General features: G+C 62.0%; 21 protein-coding genes. 3 read left to right on the top strand and 18 right to left on the bottom strand.

Annotated elements, in window-relative coordinates:
• Positions 1-16: 16 nt before the first annotated feature.
• Both AC0AII_RS02045 and AC0AII_RS02040 read right to left on the bottom strand, forming a co-directional pair.
• Positions 17-994 (bottom strand): ABC transporter permease, encoded by a 978-nt coding sequence (locus tag AC0AII_RS02045; RefSeq protein WP_490445903.1) that lies wholly within the window; start codon positions 992-994, stop codon positions 17-19.
• Positions 995-996: 2 nt separating this feature from the next.
• Positions 997-2,643, bottom strand: coding sequence for an ABC transporter substrate-binding protein (locus tag AC0AII_RS02040; protein WP_490445902.1), 1,647 nt, complete (start codon positions 2,641-2,643; stop codon positions 997-999).
• A gap of 145 nt (positions 2,644-2,788) precedes the next feature.
• Here AC0AII_RS02040 and AC0AII_RS02035 point away from each other — a divergent pair, with 145 nt between their 5' ends.
• On the top strand, positions 2,789-3,586 hold the full coding sequence (locus AC0AII_RS02035) for a type III pantothenate kinase (protein WP_490445901.1): 798 nt from the start codon (positions 2,789-2,791) through the stop codon (positions 3,584-3,586).
• Here AC0AII_RS02035 and AC0AII_RS02030 read toward each other — a convergent pair.
• The 12 genes from AC0AII_RS02030 to AC0AII_RS01975 form a co-directional block, all read right to left on the bottom strand.
• Positions 3,543-5,645: a beta-galactosidase gene (locus tag AC0AII_RS02030; RefSeq protein ID WP_490445900.1), complete on the bottom strand. Its 2,103-nt coding sequence runs from the start codon at positions 5,643-5,645 to the stop codon at positions 3,543-3,545. The genes AC0AII_RS02035 and AC0AII_RS02030 overlap by 44 nt on opposite strands.
• A 110-nt stretch (positions 5,646-5,755) precedes the next feature.
• Positions 5,756-6,508, bottom strand: coding sequence for a pseudouridine synthase (locus AC0AII_RS02025; RefSeq protein ID WP_490445899.1), 753 nt, complete (start codon positions 6,506-6,508; stop codon positions 5,756-5,758).
• A gap of 6 nt (positions 6,509-6,514) precedes the next feature.
• The gene (gene glmS, locus AC0AII_RS02020) at positions 6,515-8,407 is read right to left on the bottom strand and encodes a glutamine--fructose-6-phosphate transaminase (isomerizing) (protein ID WP_490446089.1); all 1,893 of its coding nucleotides are present in this window, start codon (positions 8,405-8,407) and stop codon (positions 6,515-6,517) included.
• A gap of 96 nt (positions 8,408-8,503) precedes the next feature.
• Positions 8,504-9,316, bottom strand: coding sequence for an amino acid ABC transporter ATP-binding protein (locus AC0AII_RS02015; RefSeq protein ID WP_144085138.1), 813 nt, complete (start codon positions 9,314-9,316; stop codon positions 8,504-8,506).
• 16 nt (positions 9,317-9,332) lie between these two features.
• Positions 9,333-10,307: an amino acid ABC transporter permease gene (locus tag AC0AII_RS02010; RefSeq protein ID WP_101432685.1), complete on the bottom strand. Its 975-nt coding sequence runs from the start codon at positions 10,305-10,307 to the stop codon at positions 9,333-9,335.
• A gap of 109 nt (positions 10,308-10,416) precedes the next feature.
• Positions 10,417-11,355: an ABC transporter substrate-binding protein gene (locus AC0AII_RS02005; RefSeq protein WP_490445898.1), complete on the bottom strand. Its 939-nt coding sequence runs from the start codon at positions 11,353-11,355 to the stop codon at positions 10,417-10,419.
• A 289-nt stretch (positions 11,356-11,644) separates the two neighbouring features.
• Entirely contained in the window at positions 11,645-12,121 is a 477-nt protein-coding gene (smpB, locus tag AC0AII_RS02000) for an SsrA-binding protein SmpB (protein WP_024626674.1), read from the bottom strand.
• A gap of 93 nt (positions 12,122-12,214) precedes the next feature.
• The gene (locus AC0AII_RS01995; RefSeq protein WP_490445897.1) at positions 12,215-13,603 is read right to left on the bottom strand and encodes a CHAP domain-containing protein; all 1,389 of its coding nucleotides are present in this window, start codon (positions 13,601-13,603) and stop codon (positions 12,215-12,217) included.
• An 88-nt stretch (positions 13,604-13,691) separates the two neighbouring features.
• Positions 13,692-14,615, bottom strand: a complete 924-nt coding sequence (gene ftsX / locus AC0AII_RS01990; RefSeq protein ID WP_024626676.1) for a permease-like cell division protein FtsX — start codon at positions 14,613-14,615, stop codon at positions 13,692-13,694.
• A complete protein-coding gene (gene ftsE, locus AC0AII_RS01985; protein ID WP_490445896.1) occupies positions 14,612-16,408 on the bottom strand; it encodes a cell division ATP-binding protein FtsE in 1,797 nt (598 codons plus the stop codon). The genes ftsX and ftsE overlap by 4 nt, the downstream gene beginning before the upstream one ends.
• 98 nt (positions 16,409-16,506) lie before the next feature.
• Positions 16,507-17,640, bottom strand: a complete 1,134-nt coding sequence (prfB, locus tag AC0AII_RS01980) for a peptide chain release factor 2 (RefSeq protein ID WP_101432689.1) — start codon at positions 17,638-17,640, stop codon at positions 16,507-16,509.
• A 107-nt stretch (positions 17,641-17,747) separates the two neighbouring features.
• Positions 17,748-17,879, bottom strand: coding sequence for a hypothetical protein (locus AC0AII_RS01975; RefSeq protein WP_255297770.1), 132 nt, complete (start codon positions 17,877-17,879; stop codon positions 17,748-17,750).
• A gap of 146 nt (positions 17,880-18,025) precedes the next feature.
• Between AC0AII_RS01975 and dapD the strand changes: the two genes are divergently transcribed.
• Positions 18,026-18,985 (top strand): 2,3,4,5-tetrahydropyridine-2,6-dicarboxylate N-succinyltransferase, encoded by a 960-nt coding sequence (gene dapD, locus AC0AII_RS01970; protein WP_490445895.1) that lies wholly within the window; start codon positions 18,026-18,028, stop codon positions 18,983-18,985.
• 19 nt (positions 18,986-19,004) lie between these two features.
• Here the strand turns inward: dapD and AC0AII_RS01965 are convergent, their stop codons facing one another.
• The 3 genes from AC0AII_RS01965 to AC0AII_RS01955 all read right to left on the bottom strand — a co-directional run bounded on the left by AC0AII_RS01965 (position 19,005) and on the right by AC0AII_RS01955 (position 22,196).
• Positions 19,005-20,294, bottom strand: coding sequence for a citrate synthase (locus tag AC0AII_RS01965; protein WP_490445894.1), 1,290 nt, complete (start codon positions 20,292-20,294; stop codon positions 19,005-19,007).
• Positions 20,295-20,616: 322 nt separating this feature from the next.
• Positions 20,617-21,393 carry a type I methionyl aminopeptidase gene (map, locus tag AC0AII_RS01960; protein ID WP_490445893.1) on the bottom strand — a complete coding sequence of 259 codons (777 nt, stop codon included), beginning with the start codon at positions 21,391-21,393 and terminating at the stop codon, positions 20,617-20,619.
• Between the two features lie 104 nt (positions 21,394-21,497).
• Positions 21,498-22,196 carry an HdeD family acid-resistance protein gene (locus AC0AII_RS01955; RefSeq protein WP_490445892.1) on the bottom strand — a complete coding sequence of 233 codons (699 nt, stop codon included), beginning with the start codon at positions 22,194-22,196 and terminating at the stop codon, positions 21,498-21,500.
• A gap of 176 nt (positions 22,197-22,372) precedes the next feature.
• On the opposite strand from AC0AII_RS01955, the gene AC0AII_RS01950 reads away from it, so the two are divergent.
• A complete protein-coding gene (locus AC0AII_RS01950; protein ID WP_490445891.1) occupies positions 22,373-24,466 on the top strand; it encodes a M13 family metallopeptidase in 2,094 nt (697 codons plus the stop codon).
• A gap of 119 nt (positions 24,467-24,585) precedes the next feature.
• On the opposite strand, the gene AC0AII_RS01945 is transcribed toward AC0AII_RS01950, so the two are convergent.
• A complete protein-coding gene (locus tag AC0AII_RS01945) occupies positions 24,586-25,095 on the bottom strand; it encodes a single-stranded DNA-binding protein (RefSeq protein WP_490445890.1) in 510 nt (169 codons plus the stop codon).
• Between the last annotated feature and the right edge of the window lie 97 nt (positions 25,096-25,192).

The raw sequence follows: 25,192 nt of genomic DNA, 5'->3' as shown, positions 1-25,192 counted from the left end.
GCGTGTTCCCAGCTCATCAGTCAGCCACCTCCTGCCTGACCGCACCTCGAAAACGCGGATCGATCAATCTATGGATAACGTCCACCAAGAGTCCCAGGAAGAGGAAGAAGGCCGCCAGAAGAAGCAGCTCGGACTGAACGGCCGGAAGATCCCGGTTGCCCACGTCGGTGATCAGCATGGAGCCCAGTCCCGGCAGGGCGAACAGGTTCTCGCTGACCATGACCCCGGTGATCATCTCGGCCATGGTCAGCCCGACCACCGAAACCAACTGGGGAGAAGCCAGTCGCAGACCAATGCGCAGCGCAGCCTGGGTTCGGGTCATCCCGCAGGCCATGCCCATGTCCACATACCCCGAAGAGAGCATGTCGCCCAGCAGGGAGCGGGTGTACCGCATGATGCCTGCACCCACGATGATGCCGGTGGACAGAGCAGGCAGAATCAAAGCTGCCAAGGCCTGACCCGGCTGAGCCCAGCCAAGAGCAGGAAAGCCCTGGGAGGGCAGCAGACCGATCAGGCCGCTGCCCTTGGCGAAGAGCATGATCAGCAGCAGTCCTGACCAGAGGGCTGGTACGGATCCGCCCACGATGGCGGCCATGTGGCTGAAGGACTGCATCTGTGACGAGCGCGCCAAAGCGGCCGCACAGCCCAGAGGAATGCCCAGCAGCAGAGCCACACCCAGCCCCAGAAGAATCAGCGGGAAGGTGATCTGGGCCCGGACACCAACCTGGGAGGCGATGGGACGGTTGGTCAGAATGGACCTGCCCAGGTCCCCTTGCAGAAAGCCGCTGATCCAGTCCAGATACTGCCTTGGGTAGGAGCGGTCCAGGCCCATCTGCCGACGCAGCCGGTCAACACGCCCAGGCGGAGCATCCAGCCCGGCCATGACGGCGGCCACGTCACCGGGCAGGATGCGCAGTGCCAGGAAGATCAGCAGGGAGATGCCCATCAGCGCCAAGATGAAGAGCACCAGGCGCCGCACTAGGAATTTGGCCATGGCTATCCCCGCCTGTAGGTCACGTCGGACAAGGGCATGAGGGACTGGTTCAGGTCGACCGGGAAGCCCTCCAACCCAGTCCGCCAGGCCGAGGTCACCCGGTAGTTGAAGAGCCAGTCCGCCGCCGCATCGCTGCTGACAATCCGAGCGGCCTGGGCCAGGAGCCTGTTCGAGTCATCGGCGGAGGTCGTGGCCATGGCCTTCCGGTAGAGCTCCTGGACCTGACGATTGTCATAGTTGTAGTAGTAGCCAGGGTTGGCCCACTGATGAAAGTCGTGACTCTCGCCATGATCCACCAGCGACAGGTCATAGTCCTTGTTGGCATGCACGTCCTGCAGCCAGACCGAGAACTCCACCACCCGCACATCCAGGTCGATGCCCACCTGACGCAGCTGCGAGCGCAGCTGATCGCCCAGTTCGCTGCCATAGGTGTTGGCATAGGTCAGTCGTAGCTTGAGCCGGTGACCGGGACCATACCCGGCCTGGGCCAGTAGCCGCCGCGCCTGCTCCGGATCGTGGGGGTAGAGCCCGGTCAGATCCTGATAGCCGGGATCCAGGGAGGGTATTGGGCCGCCCATGGCCCTGTCCGATCCGCCCCGGGAGGCGATCAGCTGCCGATGGTCGATGGCATGGCGGATGGCCTGTCGCACCCGCAGGTCGGATGTGGCGGCACCCTTGCCATTCATGGCCAGGACGTACTTGTCGGTGTCGTCGCCCGCCTTGACCTGGAAGTCCGGGTTCTTGCGGAAGGGACTGGCCAGGTTCTCGGTGACCGGAGCCAGCACCTGCACATCCCCGCTGCGCAGGGCGTTGACGGCGGCGTTGTCGTCATTGAGGTAGCGGATGACGATGGTTGGCGTCTTAGGCTTGTCGCTGCCCCAGTAGTGCGGATCGGCCTTGAGGGTGACCGAATCGTTTGGCCGGAAGCTTTCCAGCAGGTATGGGCCGGATCCCACGGCCTGGGTCTTCATGTCGTAATGGGCCCGCCGGTCAAAGACCAGGCCAGCCCGGCCGCTCAGCTGCCAGAGCAGGTCCTGGTAGGGTCTGGACAGCATCAGGCGCACTGTCAGCGGATCCGTAGCCTGAACGCCCTGGAAACCCTCCAGCATCTCACTGCCCTGATAGTGTCCTGCCATGAGCCCACGAATGGAGTCGACCACGTCCTGGGCCCGAAGAGCATGACCGTTGGAGAAGCGGATGCCCTCATACAGGTGGAAGGTGTAGACTAGGCCGTCCTCGGAGACATTCCAGGTTCTGGCCAGGCCTGGGCGCACCTGGTTCCGGGAATCCCGTGACACCAGGCCCTGATAGACATTGCCGATCAGAAGCTGATCTAGCGCCGTGCCCGACTGGTTGCGAATGTCCAGATTGGTGGGAGCCAGCTTGAGCCCCACCGTGACCGTGTCCGCCACGGTTCCTCCCTGAGCCAGACCGGCGGACCCACGATGTCCGGTCCACAGGGAGAGTGCCAAAGCCAGGGCCAGCAGAAGACTGAGCAGCTTCCAGGGCAGGGTGTTGCCGCCCGACCTCATGGGCCTGATCCTGGCGTTGAGTTCGGGGTCAGTGCTGGGGCCTGGCTCCTGGGCCGAGTCTGTATCTGTTGCGGTCACGCTGCCGTGGGCATGCGTGCCGTGTCGATCTGCATTCATTGACGAATCCTTATGCTGCGGTTGACCGCCATTCTGGTCGATCACCGCCCACCAGCATACTCCCCGAAGCCATCACCCGGATCTATGCGCTTAGGATGGATCAGGAAAGCGCCACGCGCCCGGACGACGGCAAGGAGGAAGAGACATGCTGCTGGCCATCGACATCGGCAACACCAACATCGAGGTCGGATTCATGGAGGGCGACCAGGTCGCCGCCTCCTACAGGCTGACCACAAGGATCGACCACACGGCCGATGAGTTCGGGCTGCTGCTGGGGCAGCTCATGGCCCTGGCCGGCTACAAGACTGCGGATGTGCAGGATGCCATCATCTCGTCGGTGGCTCCTGCGGTCATGCACGCCGTCAGATCCTGCCTGATCCGTTTCTTTTCCATCGACCCCATGGTGGTAGGCCCCGGCGTGAAGACAGGCATGAACATTCGTTTGGACGACCCGCGCTCCCTGGGCGCCGACTGCCTGGCCGACTGCGTGGGCGCCTTCCACCGCTACGGAGGGCCGGTCCTGGTCATCGACTTCGGCACGGCCACTACCTTCAACTATGTGGATGACAGGGGCGCCATCCGCTCCGGCCTGATCGTGCCAGGCATCCGTTCCGGAGCCCAGGCCCTTGCCGGTCAGACCGCCCAGCTCCCCCAGGTGGAGATCACCCGTCCTCAGACCATCATGGCCACGGGCACCAGGACGGCCATGCAGGCCGGACTCTACTACAACTTCCTCGGCGGCCTGGAGCGGATCATTCGCCAATACCGCAGCGAAATCGGCCGAGACTTCCACGTGGTGGCCACGGGCGGCATGGGTCGCACCTTCTCAGAGGACACTGACCTGATCGGGGTCTACGATCCCGAGCTGATCTTCGCTGGCATGTACAGGATTCACCAGCTCAATGCCGATGGCCGACCACACGCTGCACCAGCGCGCCATTGACCTGCAGGCTGGCCTGCTTGCCCTCCCCGTCAACGCTGGCCAGTGAGCCCACCAGGGCTTGGCCCTCCAGCTGAACCTGCACCGGATGTCTGGTCCTGTTGAACAGAAAGACGAAACGCGTCCGATCATCCTTGCTGACTCGCTCAACTCTCAACAGATCGGGGTCGCCCTGGGCTGACCTCATATCAGCGATATCCAGCGCCTCCAAGAGGGCAGGAAGGACCTTGGCCAGATCCTGGGCATCCAGACGGCAGCCCAGGTAGGCGGCCTTGCCGTGACCCCCGTCATGGACGGTCATGGCCGGCATGCCATCCATCCCTGTCCAGGGATCCGCCCGGTAGCTAGCCAGGACCTTGGTGTCCTTGTCCAGGTGGCCGATGACATCGGCCCAGTCCTGCGCCCTGACCCCGTTGGTCAGGTCAAGATGGTCCAGCAGACCAAGCGTGCCGGAGGCCATGGGTGCGAACTCCTCGACGGACAGCCCCAGCAGGTCCCGAAGCGGCCCCGGATATCCTCCGGTCCAGACGCGATCCTGCTCGTCGGCGATACCGCTACCCCAAGTGACGATCAGCCGCCCCCCACTGTGTACATACTTGTGCAACCGCTTGGAGAGGTCAGCGTCGATCAGGTAGAGGGCTGGCAGGACCACCAGCGGGTACTCCTCCCAGGCGGCCCTGACCGGCAGGACATCAGGTCGGATGGCGTTGTCCAGAAAGGCCCGGTACCAGACCGGCGGCTCCTGGCCATGCTCGACCCGGTCGCTGGGTGAGGCTGCGTGAGAGCTGGCCCACTGGCTTGCATAGCCGAAGACCAGGGCCACCGGGGCCTTGGCCAGCGTGGTACCAGCCAAACCAGCCTGCGAGAGGCCCTGCAGATCCCTTCCCAGCTGGCAGACGTCGCGGAAGACTGCCGTGTCCTCGCCGGCATGAGGCAGCATGGCCGAGTGGAACTTTTCCGCACCGGCCCGGGACTGCCGCCACTGGAAGTAGCAGATGGCATCAGCACCGAGTGCCAGGTGGGCCAGAGAGTCGCGCTCCAGCTGTCCAGGCTCCTTGCGGAGGTTGACCGGCCGCCAGTTGACCGCCGAGGTGGACTGCTCCATAAGCCACCAAGGACGTCGGCGGGCGATGGCGTCCACCAGGCTGGAGGAATAGGCCAGCTCCTCCAGATGATCCCTGCCCGGCGTCACATAGTGGTCGTTGGCCACAAAGTCCACCTGGTCGCCCCAGTCGTCGTAGTCCAGGGCGAATCCGCCGGCGCTGACCATGAAGTTGGTGGTCAGGGGGATGTCCGGGGTGATCTCAGCCAGGGTGTCACGCTCAGCCATGTAGAAATCCTTGAGGGCATCGGAGCTGAACCGCTCGAAGTCCAGCATGCGGCCCGGATTCTGGAAATTCCCCTGACCGATAAAGCGCGGCGGCAGAATCTGCGAGAAGTCGCTCAGCCTCTGTGACCAGAAATCCGTGCCCCAGGCGCGGTTGACGGCCTCGATGTCCTTGTAGCGGCGGCGGCACCAGCGCTGGAAGGCCCGCATGGCATCGTCGGAATAGTCGAAGCGATTGTGGCAGCCATACTCATTGCCCACATGCCAGGCCACCAGATAGGGGTTGTTCCGGTAGTGCTCGGCCATGGCCCGGCAGAGCTTCAAGGCATAGGAGCGGAAGATCGGCGAGGTGGGCCGCCAGTGCTGCCGGGCCCCGGGCCAGACCGTGTCGCCTCGCTCGTCCCTGAGCAGAACCTCAGGATGGGCCTGGGTGAGCCAGAGCGGCGGCGAGGCCGTGGCCGAGGCCAGGTTGACCCCGATGCCCGCCCGGCCAAGCTTGTCGATGATCCGGTCCAGCCAGTCGAAATCGAAAACACCCTGGCTGGGCTCTATGCGCGACCAGGAGAAGACCGCCAAGGCCACCACGTTGACCCCTGCCTTGGTCATCAGCCTGATGTCCTCATCCCATGTATCCTCGGGCCATTGGTCGGGGTTGTAGTCGCATCCGTACCAGAGGGACTGCTGACCCTTGAGGTGCTTGGGCCATCGATAGGCCCGCCGTGTCGGTTTGCTCATGGGTAGAACCTCCTGGTCCGTCTCAATCCTCGGACGGGGGTGCCTGCCGCGTCTACGTCGTCCCGCCGCTCCGGAACCCCTTGACCATTATGACCCACCAGGCTGACTGTTCAGACTTCTCCTTGAGGCTCCAAGGGAACAGAAGAGTTGAAGATGCGATCAACCCCGGTGAAGGGGTCGGTGAACTCCAGGCGACGGGCCACCAATTGCAGCGGCTGGGAGAAGTCGTCATAGGCCCGGGTCTGGATCCGGGGGTAAAGATCGTCGCCCACTATGGGCAGGCCCAGAGCGTTCATATGCACCCGAAGCTGGTGGGTCTTGCCGGTCTTCGGGTAGAGGGTGTAGGTGGCCAGACATCCTCGGCCCGCCGTCAGCTCGACCCTGGTAACAGCATTGACAGGCCCTCGCTCCTCCCAGGCCTGGAGAACCCCACGGTGCTTGATCATCCTGGAACGGCGCTCCAGCGGGAAGACCCGGGGCGAATCCAGGTGTCGCACAGTGCCGGTCCGCGGACGCACTATGGGTCGCACCGGCGCCAGGCACTGGTAGACCTTGCGCACGCGATGCTCCTGGAAGAGCATCTGATAGGCCCGCCTGGCAGCCGGATCTCGAACCAGAACCAGCACGCCTGCAGTAGCCCTGTCAAGCCGGTGGGCGGGTATGATGGCGGGCTCCCCGTAGAGCCGGCGCATCCGGATCAGCACAGTACTGGCGTACCACATCCCTCGAGGCATAGTGGCCAGAAAATGGGGCTTATCGACCACGATGATGCGCTGGTCCTCGTATATGATTCGGGGGTCGAAGGGGATCCGCGGCTCCTCAAGGACCATCCGGTGCCCCCGCTGCCCGGACCCGACAGCCATGGGACCCTATTCCACCGTGACCGACTTGGCCAGATTGCGGGGCTTGTCCACATCCAGACCTTTGAGCCGGGCCATGTCCAAGGCGAACAGCTGCAGGGGGACCACATCAACCAGGGGGCTGAGCAGGGTCGGGCAGGGCGGCCGCCAAAAGACCACGTCAGCATAGCGGCCGGCGTCCGGATCGCCCTCCTCCGCCACGACAATGGTGAAAGCACCGCGGGCCTTGACCTCCTCGATGGCCGAGATGACCTTGTCGTGCAGTACATTGCGGCCCCGTGCGCTGGGGACGATGACCACCACAGGCTCCCCTGGCTCCACCAAGGCGATGGGCCCATGCTTGAGCTCGCCAGCGGCGAACCCCTCGGTGAAGATGTAGGCGATCTCCTTGAGCTTGAGCGCCCCCTCCAGCGCCACCGGATAGCCCACATGCCGACCCAGGAAGAGGAAGGAACGGGCCTTGGACATGCGCTCAGCCGTCTGGCTGATGACCTCGGCCTGTCCGTCCAGCACCTTCTGGATCTTGGCAGGCATGGCCTTGAGGCTGTCGATGGTCTGGTGGATCTCGTCTCGATACATGGTCCCCTTGACCTGGGCCAGGTACAGCCCCAGCAGGTAGGCCGCCACGATCTGGGCCAGGAAAGCCTTGGTCGAGGCCACAGCCACTTCGGGGCCGGCGTGGGTGTAGAGCACCGCATCGGACTCCCTGGGGATGGTGGACCCCTGGGTGTTGCAAATGGCCAAAACCCGTGAACCCTGCTCCCGTGCATGCCGAAGCGCCATCAGCGTGTCCATGGTCTCCCCGGACTGGGAAATGGCCACAACCAGGGTGCGCGGGGTCAGAATGGGATCGCGGTAACGGAACTCATGGGCCAGCTCGACCTCCACCGGGATGCGGACCCAGTGCTCGATGGCGTACTTGGCCACCAGCCCAGCGTAGGAGGCCGTCCCGCAGGCCACGACGATGATCTTGTCGATCTGGCGGAAGACCTCCTCATCGATGTGAACCTCGTCCAGATCCAAGTCACCCGACTCGTCGTATCGGCCCAAGAGGGTATTGGAGACGGCAGCCGGGTCCTCGTGGATCTCCTTATCCATGAAGGAGTCCCAGCCTCCTTTTTCGGCGGCCGAGGCATCCCAGTCAATGGTGTAGCGGCGCGGATGCTCCACCGGATGCCCCTGAAAGTCGGTGACTAGGACCTGGTCCGCACTGATGCAGACAGCCTGGTCCTGCCCCAGCTCCATGGCCTGACGGGTATAGGCTACGAAGGCCGCCACATCGGAGCCCAGGTAGTTCTCCCCGTCTCCCAGACCGACCACCAGCGGCGAATCATGTCGGATGCCCACCACCAGATCAGGCTGACGTGAGTCCACAGCCAGGATGGTGAAAGCTCCTTTGAGCATGCGGGCCAACCGCCTGATGGCCTCGAAGATATCGGGCTGGCCGGTGGCATCGACGATCTCCTGGGCAATCTTGCCCAGAAGCTTGGCCGCCACTTCGGTGTCCGTGGAGGACACGAAGGTGTATCCCTCGGTCTCCAGGTCCAGCCGCAGCCTTGAGGCGTTCTCGATGATCCCGTTGTGGATCAGCGCGACCTTGCCGTCACGGCTGGTGTGGGGATGAGCGTTGACATCAGTGGGTTCGCCATTGGTGGCCCAGCGGGTGTGCCCGATGCCCACGGTGGCTTCGGGCATGGGCTTGGTCTTCAGATCAGCAACCAGATTGCCCAGGCGCCCCGCCTTCTTGCGTATGGCCACCTGCGTCATTCCCGGGGCAGCAAGAGCCACTCCAGCCGAGTCATAGCCCCGGTACTCCAAACGTTCCAGACCCTTGAGGCAGACCTCCAGGGGCCTGCCGCAGGCCGTCCGCACCGATCCCGCATAACCGACGATTCCGCACATGGACCCCAGTCTAGCCATGGGAGCTCCGCCGTCGCCTGTCCGGAAGGCTTCTTGCCGGAATTTCTACAACCTGGACAGGGCCTGAGCCTGCTGAGGCTAGAGTACGGTATGCAAGAATTCAGCGAACCTCTCGGAGTGCGGATGGTCGATGATGTCAGGGCCTCCCTGCTCCACCACGACACCCTGGTCCATGAAGACGATCTGCTCAGCCACCTCGCGGGCGAAGCCCATCTCATGGGTGACCACCACCATGGTCATGCCCTGTTGGGCCACCTGCCGCATGACCCCCAGGACCTCCCCTACCAGCTCCGGATCCAGGGCTGAGGTGGGCTCGTCGAAGAGCATGATGTCAGGGTGCATGGCCAAGGCTCGCGCGATGGCCACACGCTGCTGCTGACCGCCGGAGAGCTGGGCAGGATAATAGTCCATCCTGTCCTCCAGCCCTACACGTTCCAGCTGGGCCTGTGCCTCCTTTCGGGCATCGCTCTTAGGAACCCGGCCCACATGGACCGGCGCCTCCATGACGTTCTCCAAGGCAGTCATATGAGGAAAGAGGTTGAAGCGTTGGAAGACCATGCCGATCTTGGAGCGCTGCCTGGCAATGGCCTTGTCGTCCAGGGTCTGCAGCACAGGGCCCTTGCCGGTATCGATCTTCTGGTATCCGGTCAGCTCGCCGTCCACATAGATTTCGCCAGCCGTGCGGGTCTCCAGCTGGTTAATCAGCCGCAGCAGCGTTGACTTGCCCGAACCAGAAGGCCCTAGGACGGCCGTTACCGTGCCGGGCATGACCTCCAGGTTGATTCCCCGCAGTACATGCTGGTCGCCGAATACCTTATGCACATTCCTGATGACGATGGCCGGATTCTTATTGCCTTGACCATCTTTCTTGGTCTGCCTGTCCTCGTCCATGATTCTCCTCCTGCGCTCAGGCGTTCAGCCCGGCCATCATGACCTTGTTGACCTTGTCAGTCTCCTGGCGGGTCTGCGGGTCCTCGCCATCCTTGCCGTCCTTGTTCCCCGACCCTGCCAGGGGCCGCGAGTCGAAGCCCTTGCCGTAGTGCTTCTCCAGCTGGGCCTGGATGACCATGAGAACGGAGGTGATGACCAAGTACCAGATGCAGGCCACAATCAGCAGCGGGATGGTCTTGTAGATGCGGTTGGCGATGGCGTTGGTGGCGAACTGGAGTTCCAGGGTGAAGGGCACGGCAAGAGCCAGGGATGTGGTCTTGAGCATGCCGATGGTCTCATTGCCGGTAGGCGGCACGATGATGCGCATGGCCTGAGGCAGGACGATCCGCCGCATGATCATGGAGGGCGGCATGCCCAGAGCCTTGGCGGCCTCCTCCTGGCCAGGGTCCACAGCCTCGATGCCGGCACGGACGATTTCGGAAAGGTAGGCAGCCTCGTTCAGTCCCAGGCCCAGCACCGTGGCCACGGTGGCGTTGAGCACGGTCTTGGTGTCGATGCTCCAGAACTCTGGCCCGAAGGGGATGCCGATTGCCAGCTTGGGAATCAGCACGGAAAGCAGGCCCCAGAAGACCAGCTGGGTATATACAGGAGTGCCACGGAAGAACCAGATGAAGAACCAGCTGACCCAGCGCAGAACCGGATTGGACGACTTGCGCATGACTGCCAGGATGATGGCCAGGATTGTGGCCAGAACCATGGCGTAGACAGTCAGCAGAAGGGTCCACTTGATGCCGTCCAGGACATGCTCGTTAAAGAGGTACTTCCAGACCGTGGGCCAATCAAAGTTGGGATTGGTCACCATGCCATGGATCAGCATGGCCACGAAAATGGCCACGATGACGGCAGCCACGATCGGCCCCGGCTTGCGCACCGGCCTGGCCTCTATTCTGCCGGGGATCTGAATCTGGTCCGTCCCCTTCTTGGTATGCATCTCCTGCTTCCTTCCGCACCGCTGAACGTATTCAGGCCCAGCCTATCCAGCCGGGCCAACCGCTAGGCGCAGACCGGTTGTCAAGCCGACCCGCGCCTAGCAGCTTGCCTCAGTCAGAGACTGCAGGGTTGATCTCCGCCTTCTCGACAGCACCGCTCTGAACGCCCCAGTTCTTGAGGATCTTGGCGTAGGTGCCGTCGTCGATGAGCTTCTGGAGTGCCGCCTGAGTGGCTTCAGCCATGCCACTGCCCTTCTTCAGAGCAGCTCCTTGCAGGACGATGTCGGTATCCTTGCCCAGCTTCTCCAACTGGCCGTCGGTCTGCTTGATGGCATATCCGGTCACCTGGGAGTCGGCGTAGAAGACGTCGATCTTGCCGTTGACCACCGCCGTGGCGGCATCGGTCTGCTGCTTGTAGGACTGCACATCCACCGGCTTCTTGCCCTTGGCCTTGCACTCGGCCGAGATCTTGTCGGTCGCCTGCTGCTCTTCGATGGTGCCCGTCTGCACACCGACCTTGACGCCGCAGATGTCGTCAGGATTGATCTTGTTGGGGTTGCCTTTTTTGACTGCAAAGGCCGTGCCTGCCTTGAAGGTGGTGACGAAGTCAACCGACTGCATCCGCTCCTTGGTGATGGTGAAGCTGGAGATGCCTGCGTCGTACTTGCTGCCGATGGCTGGGATGATGGTGTCGAAGGAGGCGCTGACCATCTCCCCCTTGAGCCCCATCACCTTGGCAATGGCGTTGGACAGGTCGACGTCAAAGCCGATCGGTGTCTTGCCGTCCTCATTCATGAATTCACCAGGCGCATATGAGGTCTCCATGCCCACGGTCAGCTTCCCGTCCTTGGCAACCGACTCGGGCACCTTGGCCGCGATGGCCGGATCCTTCTTGATGCCGCTGACGTCAAAAGCCGCCGGGTGGGAACTTGTTGTGGCCTTGCCCGACGCACTGTTGTTGTCCGCCTCGTCGGTGGTTCCGCAGGCCCCGATGGAGGCCAGCAGGGCGACACTCAGAGCCGCCGTCAGCATCGCCTTGATCTTGCCCATGTCTTCTCCTCTTCCGGACCGCCCCGAGGCGACCCTCCGTGTCCCTTGATCGACATGCACTATTATGCACACATTTGTATTTTTATGCACGCGGCTGACTATTGATCTTCCATTGCGGTTTGCTCTGCAGGGCGGATTTTGGCTCCAGATCAAGCTTCAGGACCTTATAGAACACCGCCAATCGCCTTAGCCCCGGGCGTGTCGACCTGCATAGTGCAAGGGAATATCAGCAGACAACCGTCCCTATCCAAGAGTCATCTGAGCATCGGAAAGTGCATCAGCACGTATCTCAGCCCCGACGGTTCCGGTAGCGCATGGCCCTTTGGGCCTCACGGCGGTCCTGTTCCTCCCGCAGGGACTGACGCTTGTCATACTCACGTTTGCCCCTTGCCACGGCGATCTCCACCTTGACTCTGCCATCCTTGAAATACAAGCTCAGTGGGACGATGGTGTAGCCCTTGGCCTGAATCTGCCGCTCCAGGCGAATGATCTGCTTGGCATGCAGAAGCAGCTTGCGCTTGCGCTTGGGGGCATGATTGTTCCAGGTGCCGTTGAGATATTCAGGGATATTCGCGTTCTCCAGCCAGACCTCGTGCCGACGGTCGATGCTGACGAATGACTCGGCCAGGGAGGCCCGCCCCTCGCGCAAGGACTTGACCTCAGTCCCGGTCAGGGCGATGCCGGCCTCATACCGATCCTCGATCTGGTAGTCATGACGGGCCCTGCGATTCTGGGCAATCATCGACGTGCCAGTCTCCTTAGCCATGATGTCCTCCTCCGGACCATGCCGATCATGTCGCCTGGTAGGCCGGACGGCTAGGAGTGGCGTCCCAGGTGGCGGACCTGGTCCGCTTCGATGTCAGTAATGAATGTACTGGTAGTTGCCAGCCCCGTAAACCGTCTCATAGGCAGGGAACGAGGCAAATCCGGTGCCTCCCTCGGAGATGAGCACGGACCCGTCCCCGTTGACCCGCTCGACCACGGCCACATGACCATAGGTCCAGTCGGCGTTCCAGTAACCGACACGCTGGCCACGGGCGAAGACCATGGCGGCTCCGACGTGTGGAGTGTTGTTGACCAAGTAGCCCAGACTGCGTGCGGTATTGGCCCATTCAGCCCCGTTGCCCATGTAGGATCCCACAGGAAGGGACAGCTGCGAACGGCGGATGTAGGCCCAGAGGGTGCACTGACGGGCGGGATAAGCGCTGCCGCCCACTGAGTTGCCGGTGGGATGGCCGTAGCAGAACCCAGAACCCTCAGGACAGCTGCCAGGTACCCCGTAATTCATACCGGAGGCACCTCCACCGCCCCCGTTGCTCGGCGGAGCCGGCTGCGGAGCCGGCGATGGTGCGGAGCCGCCACCGCCGACCTGCTGGGCGCCGCCGGCATGGGGATCGGCACCGCCGCCGGCATTGCCTGTGTTGAGGGAATCGATCATCGACTCGGTGGCCACGATGTCAGCGGCCTCACGGGCTGACTGGGTGGTCAGGGCAGCCTTCTGCCCCTCCAGCTGCTTGCGTGCTGCAGTTCCCTGGTCGCGCAAGGCCTGCAGGCTGTCCTGCTTGGCCTGCGCCGCGGCTGCCGCCTGCTGGGCTGCCGCCTGCTGCTGGTCGGCCTTGGCCTTCAAGGTGCTGATCTGCTCCTCGATGGCCTCGAGACGCTGCTTGCGATTCATGGACGAATTGAGGGTGTTGGCGGCATCATTGGCTGTGTTGGCCTCGGATCGGGTCACGGCTGCATCGGACTGCATCTTGTCCACAAAGTCCTTGGTGCTGGAGGACTTGGTCACCACGTCCATGACCTGGGAAGCCTCAGAGCCGTGGAAGCTCTTTCTCGCCATCTGCGCCACACCGGCCTTGGCATCGTCATAGTCGATGCCGGTCTGACGGATCTTGGCCTCCAGGTCGGCACGATCCTTGCGGGCCGCCTGCAGTCGGTCGTTGGTGGCCTGAACCAGACTGTCGGCCTGTTCGGCCTGCTGCTGAGCTTCGACAGCGCTCTGCTGAGCCGCCGGGATCTGGTTGGCAGTCAGATCGTTGAGGCTGAGAATCTGGTCGGCCAGCTGGCTGTTGACACCTGCCAGTTTGCTCTTCAGAGCCTGATGGCTCTGTACCTTCTGCTGATAGCTACTCCAATCGGCCCGGGCCGGCGCAGGGGCCACTGTCAACCCCAGGATCCCACAGCCCAGCATCATGGCCAACGACCCCACCAGGCCGCAGATGGCTTCCAAGTGCTTCGTACGATTCATGGTCAAGTCCTCACTATCACTTATCCATGCTAGTCATCATTATGGCAGAGTTCGTGCCCATAAGGTCAACCCGGCCCGTCGCTGGGGATCAGGTCCTCAGATACCGCCGCAGGGAGATGGAAGAGGCCAATGCGGACAAGAGCATGGCCCCCAGGATCAGCGCCGGGGCCATGAGCAGGACCGTGGACTGGTCCACGTAGGGCATCCACTGGACCGTCCGGGCCAGCCAATCCGTGATGAAAAGCTTGACGATGGCGCTCAGAGCGCCGACAGCCAGAAGAGATCCCAGCAAGGATGCCACCACGCCCTCCAGGATGAAGGGCAGCCGTATGGTCCAGTTGGAGGCTCCCACCAGTCTCATGATCTCGGTCTCGTTGCGACGCGAGGCGGCGCTCATCCTGATGGTGGTGCCAGTCAGCAGGATGGCCACGATCACCATGACTACGGCCAGAACCAGGGTGACTGCCGTAGCCCTGTTGAGGATCTTGAAGACCGGATCGAATATCTGGCGCTGGTCGGACACCTCCTCTACGCCGTCGCGTCCGGACAGCACCTCGGAGACCACCTGGTACTTGGTTGGATCCTTGAGCTTGAGCCGCAGGGAGGCCTGCATGTCCGCTGCGGTCATGGTCCTTCCCTCATATGTGCCGTTGGGGTACTGCTTGAGGAAGGTGTTCTTGAAGAAGTCCTCCCGGCTCTGGTAGGTGATTTTTGCCACAGAGTCGCGCAGCTCAGTATTGATGGTGTTCTCCAGCTTGACGATCTCGTCGTTGGTGGGCGCCTTGCCGGTCGCGCAGGATGCCGCCTGGCTGGCGCCGTCCGGGCATAGCCAGACCACTACCTCTACTTGGTCGTACCAGTCCCCCTTGGCCTTGCTGATCTGGGCCTGCATGAGGCCCGAAGCACCGATGAAGAGGAAGGAGATGAACGTAACCAGCATGACCGAGAGGATCATGGACCCGTTGCGCCGCAGGTTGTCCCAGGTGCTGGAAAGGATGAACCGCAGTCTCATCGTGCCGCCTTCTTCTTGTCATGATGCTCATCCCGAGCCCGTGCGCCGCTCTTTTGCTGGGTCTTCCTGGCCGCCTTGGGGGCTTCAGGGGGAGCGGGCGGGGCCCCCATGGACTCGGCATCGTAAGACTCGACATCATGATCTATTTCATTCGTCGAGTCCTTTTTACCGGTCCTGCTCTTGCCGGAGGGCTCTTTTGAGGATTGCGCGCCGTCCTGCTTCATGTGGACCGCAGCCTGACCGGATTCACCGGTCGGTTGGGCTGGGCTGGAGACATCGGGCCTCTTGAACTGTTGTTCACGATCAGAAGCCTCAGCAGAGGATTCCTTCAACCGTTGGCGGTTTTTGACTTTGTCATCTTTCTTGGGCCCGCCTTGACCATGGTCAAGATTGTGATCGTCATGCGCGAGACCCTTGCGGTCACGACCTGAGTTCCTATCCTGCTCTTGACTGCCCGCATCTTCGGGCCGCGGAGCAGCTTCCGAACCACGAGCGGACTTCCGAGACTTCCTGGAGGCTGCAGGTTCTGCAGGTTCTGCTTGGGGACGATTCCCGGACTCGGCGCGATCAGTTCCTGCCTTGCCCTGGTCTTTGTCGCTGGGACCTTCACTCGACTGACTCGGTCGATCCGGGCTGCCCTGGGACACCGGTGCAGGTCTGCGGAATCGTTCGTCAGAATCGGAGTCGGCCTTCCGATCGGGCTGCCCCGAAGAGGCTTCTTCATGCTGACTGGAATCTTCCTGCGCAGACTCAAGACTGCCCAGGCCCTTCCCCCAGGTGAGGGTGTCCTCCACCGAGGTGAAGACCTGTCCATAACGTCCTGTCCTCCCCGAATGCATGGACTTGGCCAGCCGTGCGATTCCCTCATCGCCATACTGACCCTGGTCGACGGCCTGTGCCGCCGCCTGGACCACCTGCTTGGCCCCCTGGGTACCATCCGCGATGGGCTCGGTAGCCGAGCTGTTCCCCTCCTGCACGACAACCTGCACCGGACGGCGCCCCCCAACTCCAACCTCACGTGCACGGTCCAGGGCATCGCCGTCAGCGGGATCCCCGATGGCATGATGAGAGCGCGCAGCAACTTCGGCATCGGGGAAGAAGCGCGAAGAATCGTAGGAGCCGTGGGCCTCGTCGCGCATGATCCGACCCGTATGCAGCTCCACCACCCGCTTGCGCATGGAGTTGACGATCTCCTCATTGTGGGTGGCCATGACCACGGTGGTGCCGGTCCGGTTGATGGCATCCAGAACCTCCATGATGCCCAAGGAGGTTGTGGGATCTAGATTGCCTGTGGGCTCGTCAGCCAGCAGGATTTCCGGATTATTGACGTAGGCGCGGGCCAAAGCCACCCTTTGCGCCTCGCCGCCTGAAAGCTCATGGGGGTAGTTTTGCTCCTTGCCCGTCAGCCCCACGGTCTTGAGCACCTGAGGCACCAGAGTCTTGATGGTGGATCGACGAGCGCCGATGACTTCCAGCGTGAAGGCCACGTTCTGCCATACGGTCTTGTTGTTGAGCAGCTTGTAATCCTGGAACACAAAGCCGATGGAGCGCCGATACCCGGGAATCTCACGGTTGCGCAGGCGTCGCAGATCGTTGCCGGCCACGCGGATCTCCCCCTCGGTGGCCTCCTCCTCGCGCAGAAGCAGGCGGAGCAGGGTGGTCTTGCCCGACCCGCTGGCGCCCACAAGGAAGACAAAATCCCCACGATCGACATCCAGGCTGATGTCATCCAAGGCGGGACGGGACCCCTTGGGGTAGATCTTGGTCACGTCCTTGAGCGAAATCAACGCCATTGACTCTCCGTTCCTCGGTATTCCCCCTACAGAGGCTATCAAGAAGACCGACACTACACACTCATGAAACACCGACCCGGATGAGGCCGAGCGCAGGGTTATTTGCTGGCTTCCTCCTCACGGGCCTGAACCCGCTGCTGATGCCGCCAGCGGATGCCGGCCTCTATGAAGGCATCGATGTTGCCGTCGAAAACGCCCTGGGTATCAGAGGTCTCGTATCCGGTGCGCAGATCCTTGACCATCTGGTAGGGATGCAGGACGTATGAGCGCATCTGGTCCCCCCAGCTGGCCTTGATGTCGCCGGCCAGCTCCTTCTTCTTCTTGGCCTCCTCTTCGTGCCGCAGCACCAGCAGACGGGACTGCAGAACGGCCATGGCAGCCGCACGGTTCTGGATCTGGCTGCGCTCATCCTGCATGGTGACCACGATATTGGTCGGCAAATGAGTGATACGCACGGCCGAATAGGTGGTGTTGACACCCTGGCCGCCGGGGCCGGAAGAGCAGTAGGTGTCCACTCGGATATCCGAGTCGGGGATGTCGATGTGGTCAGTGGGTTCCACCAGGGGAATGACCTCGACGGCAGCGAAGGAAGTCTGCCTTCGGCCTTGGTTGTCAAAGGGCGAAATCCGCACCAGACGATGGGTGCCGCCCTCCACCGACAGCCGACCGTAGGCGTAGGGGGCATCCACCTGGAAGGTGGCCGACTTGATGCCGGCCTCCTCTGCGTATGAGGTGTCCATGACCTTGGTGGAGAAGCCGTGCCGCTCAGCCCACCTCATATACATGCGCAGGAGCATCTGGGCCCAGTCGGCCGCGTCCACCCCGCCGGCACCAGAGCGGATAGTGACCACGGCGGCGCGCTCGTCGTACTCCCCGTCCAGCAAGGTCTGGATCTCCATGTCAGCCAGGTCGGACCTCAAGGAGTCGATCTCCTTGCGGGCCTCCACCAGGGTGTCCTGGTCATGCTCCTCCTGGCCCAGCTCCTCCAGAGCCTGGACATCCTCCAGCCGGGAGGATGCAGACTCCAGATGCTTGAGCTGGGATTGCAGGGCCGAGAGCCTGCTGGTCACCTTCTGGGCATTCTCCTGATCATCCCAGAGTCCAGGCGCACTGGCCTGACGCTCCAGATCTGCAATTCGCGAGCGCAAACCCTCTGGATCCAGCGCCTTGGAAATCATCTCGTACTTGGCCTTGGCCTGCTCCAATGCTTGAGCAAAATCCATCTCTGCCATACCGTCTCACCGCTTTCCAGACCGGCTCCGCACGAGTCGGTCGACGTCTTCATTCCCATTTGCCTTTGACTGTGACGGCCGGATTCCCGCCGACCTGACGGACCGGGTCAAAGGCCGCTGAAGATGGCGGGAATGACAAGACTGGCCAGCAAAGCCACGGCAATGACCAGGCAGACCGCCCTGGCTGTGTTGCGGCGCCGACGTTCCCGGCGCTCGCGCTCATGACTGTAGGCACTCATAGTTGATAATTTTACCTATCGGCTGGGACCTGGCTGGCGACCCTCCAGACCCGACTGTCGGACGGACCGTCTCTGTTTGAGCGTCGACCGGTTTATCCTGTAAGACAGCTTATGCCAATACGAGAGCACCGCCTGAAGGAGGAACGATGAGCACAGCACGCACCGCATGGGGTTGGGGCCTGGCCAGCCAGGACGAGCAGGGCCGGACCCTGGACGTCTGGTACCCCAAGGCCGAGATCTCGACGCCGCCGACCCCGGCAAGCCGTCCCAACCACGGCTTTGGCGACCAAGTCAACAGCCAGCCGGACGCCCGCGGCATCCGAAAGGTTCCGGTCTTCACTGTGGCCGATCTGGATGGCCCGATAGCCAATGCAGCCGATGCCTATCTGCGGCTTCATCTGCTCAGCATGCGCCTGGCTCCTCCCAACAGCATGAACCTGGATGGAATCTTCGAACAGCTCAACACGGTGGTCTGGACCAACTACGGACCCTTTGCCGTTGAGGACTTCGCCCTGCGCAGGTCAGCGGTCATGGCCGCAGCCAGCCGGTCCATGCCGGGCATCCCGGTGACACAAGTAACAGTGCTGAGCGTGGACAAGTTCCCTCGCATGGTGGATTACGTGGTTCCCGAGGGAGTCCGCATCGGCAACGCCGACCGGATTCGGCTCGGCGCCCATCTGGCGCCGGGAACGACGGTCATGCATGAGGGCTTCGTCAACTTCAACGCTGGAACTCTGGGCCACTCCATGGTCGAAGGACGGATCTCCCAGGGAGTCGTGGTCGGCGACGGTTCGGACATCGGCGGCGGAGCCTCCATCATGGGCACCCTGTCCGGCGGAGGCCGCCATCGGGTCTCCATCGGTCAGCACTCCTTGCTGGGAGCCAACGCCGGCATCGGCATCTCCCTGGGCGACGACTGCGTGGTTGAAGCCGGCCTCTATGTCACCGCCGGCACCAAGATCGGCCTGGGCGACCAGGAGGTCAAGGGGGCAGCACTCAGCGGACGGGATCATCTGCTCTTCATCCGCGACTCCCGCACGGGCCAGGTCAGAGCCCTGCCTCGCAAGAAGGGGATCGAGCTGAACGAGCGGCTGCACGCCAACTGAACCCAGGCGGTCATAAGACTCAGCGCTCTTCTATGGGCAGGTAGTCGCGTGGCCCCTGACCGGTATAGACCTGCCTGGGTCGACCTATTTTCGTGTCAGGATCGTCCAGCATCTCCCGGTACTGGGCGATCCATCCGGGGATGCGTCCCAAGGCGAAGAGCGTGGTGAACATCTCCGGGTCGAAGCCGATGGCGCGGTAGATGAGCCCGGTGTAAAAATCCACGTTGGGATACAGGTGCCGCTCGACGAAGTAGTCGTCATGCAGGGCCAGGTCCTCCAGCTGGAGGGCCACGTCGAAGAGCTCTGCATCCTCGGCGTTCCTGTCCTGGTCGGGCTCGTCCATGAGCTTGTAGAGCCACTGCTTGGCTATTGCCGCGCGCGGGTCATAGGACTTATAGACCCGGTGGCCCAGACCCGCGATTTTCCGCCCCTCGCTCTTGGCCTGGTCCACATAGCCTCGTACGCCCAGGCCCGAATCCCGTATGTTCTTCAACTGACGAAGCACGGCCTCGTTGGCACCGCCGTGCAAGGGGCCTGACAGAGTGTTGATGCCGGCAGCCACCGCAGAATACAGGTTGGCGCGGGCCGATCCGGCAATCCTCACCACTGAGGTGGAGCAGTTCTGCTCATGGTCGGCATGGATGATCAGGAGTTTGTCCAGGGCTTGCACCTTGAGAGGATCGGCCTGATAGGGCTGGTAGGGCATAGCGAAGCTCATCCGCAGGAAGTCCTCCACATAGCCCCAGGTTCTGTCCGGGTAGAGCAGAGGCTGGTCGCGGCGACGACGGTGGATCAGGGAGACGATGGTGCGCACCTTGGCCATGATGATGGCGCTGGCCTCCTCCAGCTGATCAGGATCATCAACATTGCAGGTGTCAGGATGAAAGCCTGCAAGTGCGTTGACCGCTGCGGCCAGCACACTCATGGGGTGAGCCTGGCGGGGGAAGGACGAGAGCAGATGGCGGAAGTCCTCCCCCACGACCGTGTAACCCAGGACATGGCTGCGGAACCGCTGGTACTGCTCGGCATCAGGCAGTTCGCCATGGGACAGCAGCCAGGCCACTTCGAGAAAATTGGACTGGGCGCACAAGTCCTCTATGGCATAGCCCCTGTAGCGCAGTATGGACCGCTTGCCGTCAATGAAGGTAATTCCCGAAACGCACTGAGCTGTGGTCTGGAAGCCGGGATCGAGCGTGACCCAGCCGTCATTGCGCAGGGAGGAGACCAGAATGCCGTCGGGCCCCTCGGTGGCGCGGACCAATGGCAGATCAACCTGGTCGGAACCGATGGACAACCGTGCTGTAGACACCACGCACCTCCTGTCAATCAACCAGTGAGGTGCCAGTGAGCGTCGACGGCCATGCCGGATCAGGCTACCGGCACCTGTACCGGCTTGGAATTGCCGACATGCTAACAGAAACAATCACGACTTCGATTACCGGCTTGTAACCGCAAGCAGCAATCCGTCGCCCCTGGTCACGACGCGCGAGCCCAAGGCAGTGCCGTCTTCCTTCCCGCACCAGCCTGCAGATGGCAACTCCCAGGAGGAAAGGGCCGACATAAAACAGGGACCCAGGAACATCCACATTGTGGACATTCCTAGGTCCCCTATAGTCCTTACAGCACTCGACTCAGTCCCTGGTCGTCAGGATGACAGGCCCCTGCTCGGTGATGGCGATGGTGTGCTCGCTGTGGGCACCGCGCGATCCATCTGCAGAACGCAGGGTCCACCCATCCTTGGGATCCTGGTAAATCTGATCGGTGGTCGCTAGGAACCAAGGCTCAATGGCGATGACCAGACCCGGGCGCAGCTTGTAGCCGTGATGGGGAGTGCCGTCATTGGGCACATGGGGATCACCATGCATGATCCGCCCTACCCCGTGTCCGCCGAACTCCAGGTTGACGCTGTATCCGTTTTCATGGGCAACCTCACCGACTGCAGCGGAGATGTCGCCTAGGCGGTTACCGGGCTGAGCCTGGGCGATGCCGGCCTTCAGGGCCTCTTCGGTGGTCCGAATCAGCCGCAGATCCTCCGGATCGGCATGCTCGCCCACCACGAAGCTGATGGCCGAGTCGCCTACCCATCCGTCCACGTTGATGGCCAGATCCAGGGAAAGCAGGTCGCCGTCCTTGAGGTTGTAGTCATAAGGCACCCCGTGCAGGACGGCATCGTTGACAGATAGGCAGATGTAGTGGGCGAAGGGTCCGGTGCCGAAATCAGGCGCATAATCCACATAACAGGAAGTGGCTCCCTTGCGGGAGTTGATCCTGTCCTTGACGTAGTTATCCAGCTCCAGAAGGTTGACCCCAGGTTTGCTCATGGCCTTGAGCTCCTTGAGAATGCTGCCGACAAACCTGCCCGCCGGCTTCATCTGTTCGATCTCCTGCTTGGTTTTGAGCTCGATCATCCTCTGCGTCCTTTCATGATTGGTGCCCGCGGGTGCCGCCCCCTCAGGATCCTGCCCAAGTACTACCTCTCAGTATTATCGGGTCACTCGGACGAGTCCGGCTCTCAGTTCCGGCCGAAGGTGAAGGCCCTGATAATGGAGACGACTCCCAGCACCAGAAGAGCGCACCCGCTGAAGATAACCAGGAAGATAACGGAGCTCAACGGGTAGATCATTACGATGACCCCGGCGATGATGGAGACGATGCCGGAAAAGATGGCCCAGCCTGAATGCGGGAGCCCCCAGGAGGCGGCCAGGCTCATCACGCCCTCCATGATCCAGCTGATGCCCACAATGATGGTGACCAGCAGGGTCAGCGCTGAAGCGGACAGGGCCGTGTTCCTGACGATAACGATGCCGCCGACGGCGATCAGAGCGCCAAAGAGGACACCCAGCACCCGCCAACCGCCGGGAAGTCCCTTGGACACGATGGAGGTGGCCAGACGGACCACGCCGGAGATGATGAAGTAGATGCCCAGCACCACAGTCACGGCGATCAGGGTCTTGTCCGGCCTGAGCAGCAAGGCCAGACCCAGGATGACTCCAATCACGCCCATGACACCCATGATGACGCGGATGGCCCGCAGGGTTCTGAATCCCAGGTCCTCAGCGATCATGGAGAAAGGATCCATGCGTGGCGGGCGCCCCTGATAGCCGGGGTATTGCCCATACTGACCATGATTATTCTGGTATTGGCCGCTATTTTGCCCAGAATCCTGACCATCGTACTGATTGGGCTGACCGCCCTGCATGGGATCCGTCATACCGTCCTCTTTCGCTCGCTCAGGGCAGCTGATGGGCCGCCCTGTTACCGTCTTCCAAGTGTAAATCACCAACAGAGGCAATCGCGGCTTTTCCCTTCGGCGGATGATTCGTCGATCCGCCGATTTCCGGTGACCACAGGGCATGGCATGTCACCAAAGATGGCTAGGCTTGTACCATGGCACAATCTACAGAATCCACGACCTCCTCCGGACTTGATCCGGCCTCCTTCTCTTCGGTCATTCGCCCTCAGGACGATCTTTTCCGCTTCGTCAACGGCCCCTGGATCGACACCTACAGTCTGCCCGAGGACCGCTCCCGGTTCGGCTCCTTCGACAAGCTTGCCGAGGATGCCGAAGCACAGATCCATGAAATCCTTGAGGATCCGGAATCCCCGGCCGTCAAATCGGCCCTGCTCTATCGCAGCTTCCTGGACACCGATGCCATCGAGGCTGCGGGTATGGAACCCATCCGCTCCGACCTGCAGGCCATCGATGCTGCACCCGACAAGAAGGCATTGACCAGCCTGCTTGGCCAGCTCAATCCGACTGGCGGCCCCGACCTGTTCGGCATCGCCATCTATGGCGATCCAGGCAACGCCGGCGTCAACGTGGCTCATATGGAGCAGGCCGGGCTGGGGCTCCCCGACGAGGCCTACTACCGGGAGAAGAGCTACGCTCCAGTCCGCCAGGCCTACATCGACATGGTCGCCTCACTGCTCAGGCTCTCCGGCTACGCCGACGACCAGGAGGAAGCCCACAGGCAGGCGGAGTCTTTCCTTGAGGTCGAGACGCGCGTAGCGGCACGCCACTGGGACAATGTATCCACCAGAGATGAGGATCGCACCTACAATCCCACCACCCTAAAAGACTTGGAGTCAACGCTTGCCGATTTCGATCTGCACACTTGGATCGAGTCCTGGCAGAGGGCCTATGCCTCCAGCCCGGTCGCCAATCTGCAACCAGTCGATCTGAACGCAGCCCTGTCCAGGACCATCGTGCATGAACCCTCCTTCCTGCAGGGGTTGAACGAGCTATGGAAGACCAGCGACCTGGATGACCTTAAGCTCTGGGCCCGCGTGCACACTCTGATCGAGTGGGCAGGTCTGCTCAGCAGCGACTTCGATCAGGCCAGGTTCGACTTCTACGGGAAGGTCCTTTCCGGCACGACCAAGATGCGGGACCGCTGGAAGCGAGCCGTCTCTTTGGTCAACGGCATTTGCGGCGAGGAGGTCGGACGCGAATATGTGCGTCGGCACTTCCCTGCCTCCAGCAAGGCCCGCATGGAGGCCCTGGTCTCAGACCTGATCGACGCCTACCGGGTCTCCATCACCTCCAGCGACTGGCTAGGCGAACAGACCAAGGTCAAGGCTCTGGCCAAGCTGGACAAATTCTCGCCCAAGATCGGCTACACCGAGCACTGGCGCGACTACACGGCCCTGGCTGTGGACGAGAAGCTGGGCCTGGTCGACAACGTGCGGCGGGCCAACCTCTACGAGTCCGGTTATCAGTTCGGCAAGGCCGGCCAGCCTGTGGACAAGGAAGAGTGGCTGATGAACCCTCAGACGGTCAACGCCTATTACGAGCCCACCCTGAACGTCATCGTCTTCCCGGCAGCCATCCTGCAGCCGCCCTTCTTCGATCCTGAAGCCGACGATGCCGTCAACTACGGAGGCATCGGATCGGTCATCGGTCATGAGATCGGCCACGGATTCGACGACCAGGGTTCCAAGTACGACGGCGACGGACGTCTGCAGGACTGGTGGACCCCGCAGGACCGTGAGAATTTCGAGCAGCGGACCAAGGCGCTCATCGAACAGTACAACGGGTTCGTCCCCCAGCAGCTTGCCGAGAAGTACGCCGACAAGCCCGAGCAGGCACCTCATGTCAATGGGGCGCTGACCATCGGCGAAAACATAGGAGACCTGGGAGGCGTCAACATCGCTATCAAGGCCTATGCCATCGCCTTGCAGAAGCGGCAGGGCGGCACGGCCAGGTCAGACGACGCGGTCATGGATCAGGCACTGGCCTCGGCTCCGGTCATGGACGGCTACACTGGCCTGCAGCGGTTCTTCCTGTCCTATGCCTCCATCTGGAGGACCAAGAACAGGGATCAGCTGGCCGAACAGTATCTGCAGATCGACCCCCACTCCCCTGCTGAATTCCGCACCAACGGCATCGTCAGGAATGTGGATCGCTTCTACCAGGCCTTCGGGGTCACCGCCGACGACGGCATGTGGCTGGAACCCGAAGCACGGGTCAAGATCTGGTAAGCCTGTTCTGATTGAAATCATCGGTTGACGGTTTCAATCAGCCTGTTGATCAAGGCGGGATGTCGACTGGAATCAGCCGGCCTCCCGCCTTCGTCTCGCTCGGCCGAAACAACCATTGCTCATCCAGCATTGGAAGCCCCCACTGGTGTCCGCTCGGCTGCAGATGATACCGATGATGCTGGGGCGGTTTCAGAGGGTGAAGATGTCAGCGGAGTGGTCCAAGGATCCGCACCGGCGGCCCCCTCATCGATAGATGCAGTGCCCGATCGGATCCTGGTGAAGGTATCCTGTCCCCTAGCCAGGTCGTGACCGATGCCATCCGCTACCAAGACAAGGCTGCTATGCGGCTGGCCGTCGCTGGTCCACTCCTCTGTCACCAAGGATCCCGTCACCATGACCGGATCGCCCTTGTGCAGACAGGCCAGAGCATTAACCGCCAGAGTCCTGAAAGCCTTGACTGTCAGCCAGGTAGTGGATTTTCGTTTCCATACCCCAGCCGCAGCATCGTAATAGGCCGGTGTAGAGCCCAGCCTGAAGGAGCAGACCGGCGTGGCTCCCGGCTGTCCCAGACGAGCTGGCTGGGTCCCCATAAAACCGAAGACCGTCGTTTTTATTTCGTTGATGGACATATCGGAACCTCTCTGTCGATGGTATGAATCCGACGCTGTAAACCTGCCGGTCGATTACTCATTGCATAGCAGTGAAGCCGTCCCACGGAGAATCCCT

This window comes from Bifidobacterium sp. VU/mBH4 (B4) (genome assembly GCF_058199535.1).
Note: the sequence above shows the minus strand (reverse complement) of the source record. Positions and strands in the feature narration are given on the sequence as shown.

Bases quoted from the DNA above. Each gene is read 5' to 3' on its own strand.
- AC0AII_RS02045 (WP_490445903.1), bottom strand. From the start codon at position 994: ATGGCCAAATTCCTAGTGCGGCGCCTGGTGCTCTTCATCTTGGCGCTG.
- AC0AII_RS02040 (WP_490445902.1), bottom strand. From the start codon at position 2,643: ATGAATGCAGATCGACACGGCACGCATGCCCACGGCAGCGTGACCGCA.
- AC0AII_RS02035 (WP_490445901.1), top strand. From the start codon at position 2,789: ATGCTGCTGGCCATCGACATCGGCAACACCAACATCGAGGTCGGATTC.
- AC0AII_RS02030 (WP_490445900.1), bottom strand. From the start codon at position 5,645: ATGAGCAAACCGACACGGCGGGCCTATCGATGGCCCAAGCACCTCAAG.
- AC0AII_RS02025 (WP_490445899.1), bottom strand. From the start codon at position 6,508: ATGGCTGTCGGGTCCGGGCAGCGGGGGCACCGGATGGTCCTTGAGGAG.
- glmS (WP_490446089.1), bottom strand. From the start codon at position 8,407: ATGTGCGGAATCGTCGGTTATGCGGGATCGGTGCGGACGGCCTGCGGC.
- AC0AII_RS02015 (WP_144085138.1), bottom strand. From the start codon at position 9,316: ATGGACGAGGACAGGCAGACCAAGAAAGATGGTCAAGGCAATAAGAAT.
- AC0AII_RS02010 (WP_101432685.1), bottom strand. From the start codon at position 10,307: ATGCATACCAAGAAGGGGACGGACCAGATTCAGATCCCCGGCAGAATA.
- AC0AII_RS02005 (WP_490445898.1), bottom strand. From the start codon at position 11,355: ATGGGCAAGATCAAGGCGATGCTGACGGCGGCTCTGAGTGTCGCCCTG.
- smpB (WP_024626674.1), bottom strand. From the start codon at position 12,121: ATGGCTAAGGAGACTGGCACGTCGATGATTGCCCAGAATCGCAGGGCC.
- AC0AII_RS01995 (WP_490445897.1), bottom strand. From the start codon at position 13,603: ATGAATCGTACGAAGCACTTGGAAGCCATCTGCGGCCTGGTGGGGTCG.
- ftsX (WP_024626676.1), bottom strand. From the start codon at position 14,615: ATGAGACTGCGGTTCATCCTTTCCAGCACCTGGGACAACCTGCGGCGC.
- ftsE (WP_490445896.1), bottom strand. From the start codon at position 16,408: ATGGCGTTGATTTCGCTCAAGGACGTGACCAAGATCTACCCCAAGGGG.
- prfB (WP_101432689.1), bottom strand. From the start codon at position 17,640: ATGGCAGAGATGGATTTTGCTCAAGCATTGGAGCAGGCCAAGGCCAAG.
- AC0AII_RS01975 (WP_255297770.1), bottom strand. From the start codon at position 17,879: ATGAGTGCCTACAGTCATGAGCGCGAGCGCCGGGAACGTCGGCGCCGC.
- dapD (WP_490445895.1), top strand. From the start codon at position 18,026: ATGAGCACAGCACGCACCGCATGGGGTTGGGGCCTGGCCAGCCAGGAC.
- map (WP_490445893.1), bottom strand. From the start codon at position 21,393: ATGATCGAGCTCAAAACCAAGCAGGAGATCGAACAGATGAAGCCGGCG.
- AC0AII_RS01955 (WP_490445892.1), bottom strand. From the start codon at position 22,196: ATGACGGATCCCATGCAGGGCGGTCAGCCCAATCAGTACGATGGTCAG.
- AC0AII_RS01950 (WP_490445891.1), top strand. From the start codon at position 22,373: ATGGCACAATCTACAGAATCCACGACCTCCTCCGGACTTGATCCGGCC.
- AC0AII_RS01945 (WP_490445890.1), bottom strand. From the start codon at position 25,095: ATGTCCATCAACGAAATAAAAACGACGGTCTTCGGTTTTATGGGGACC.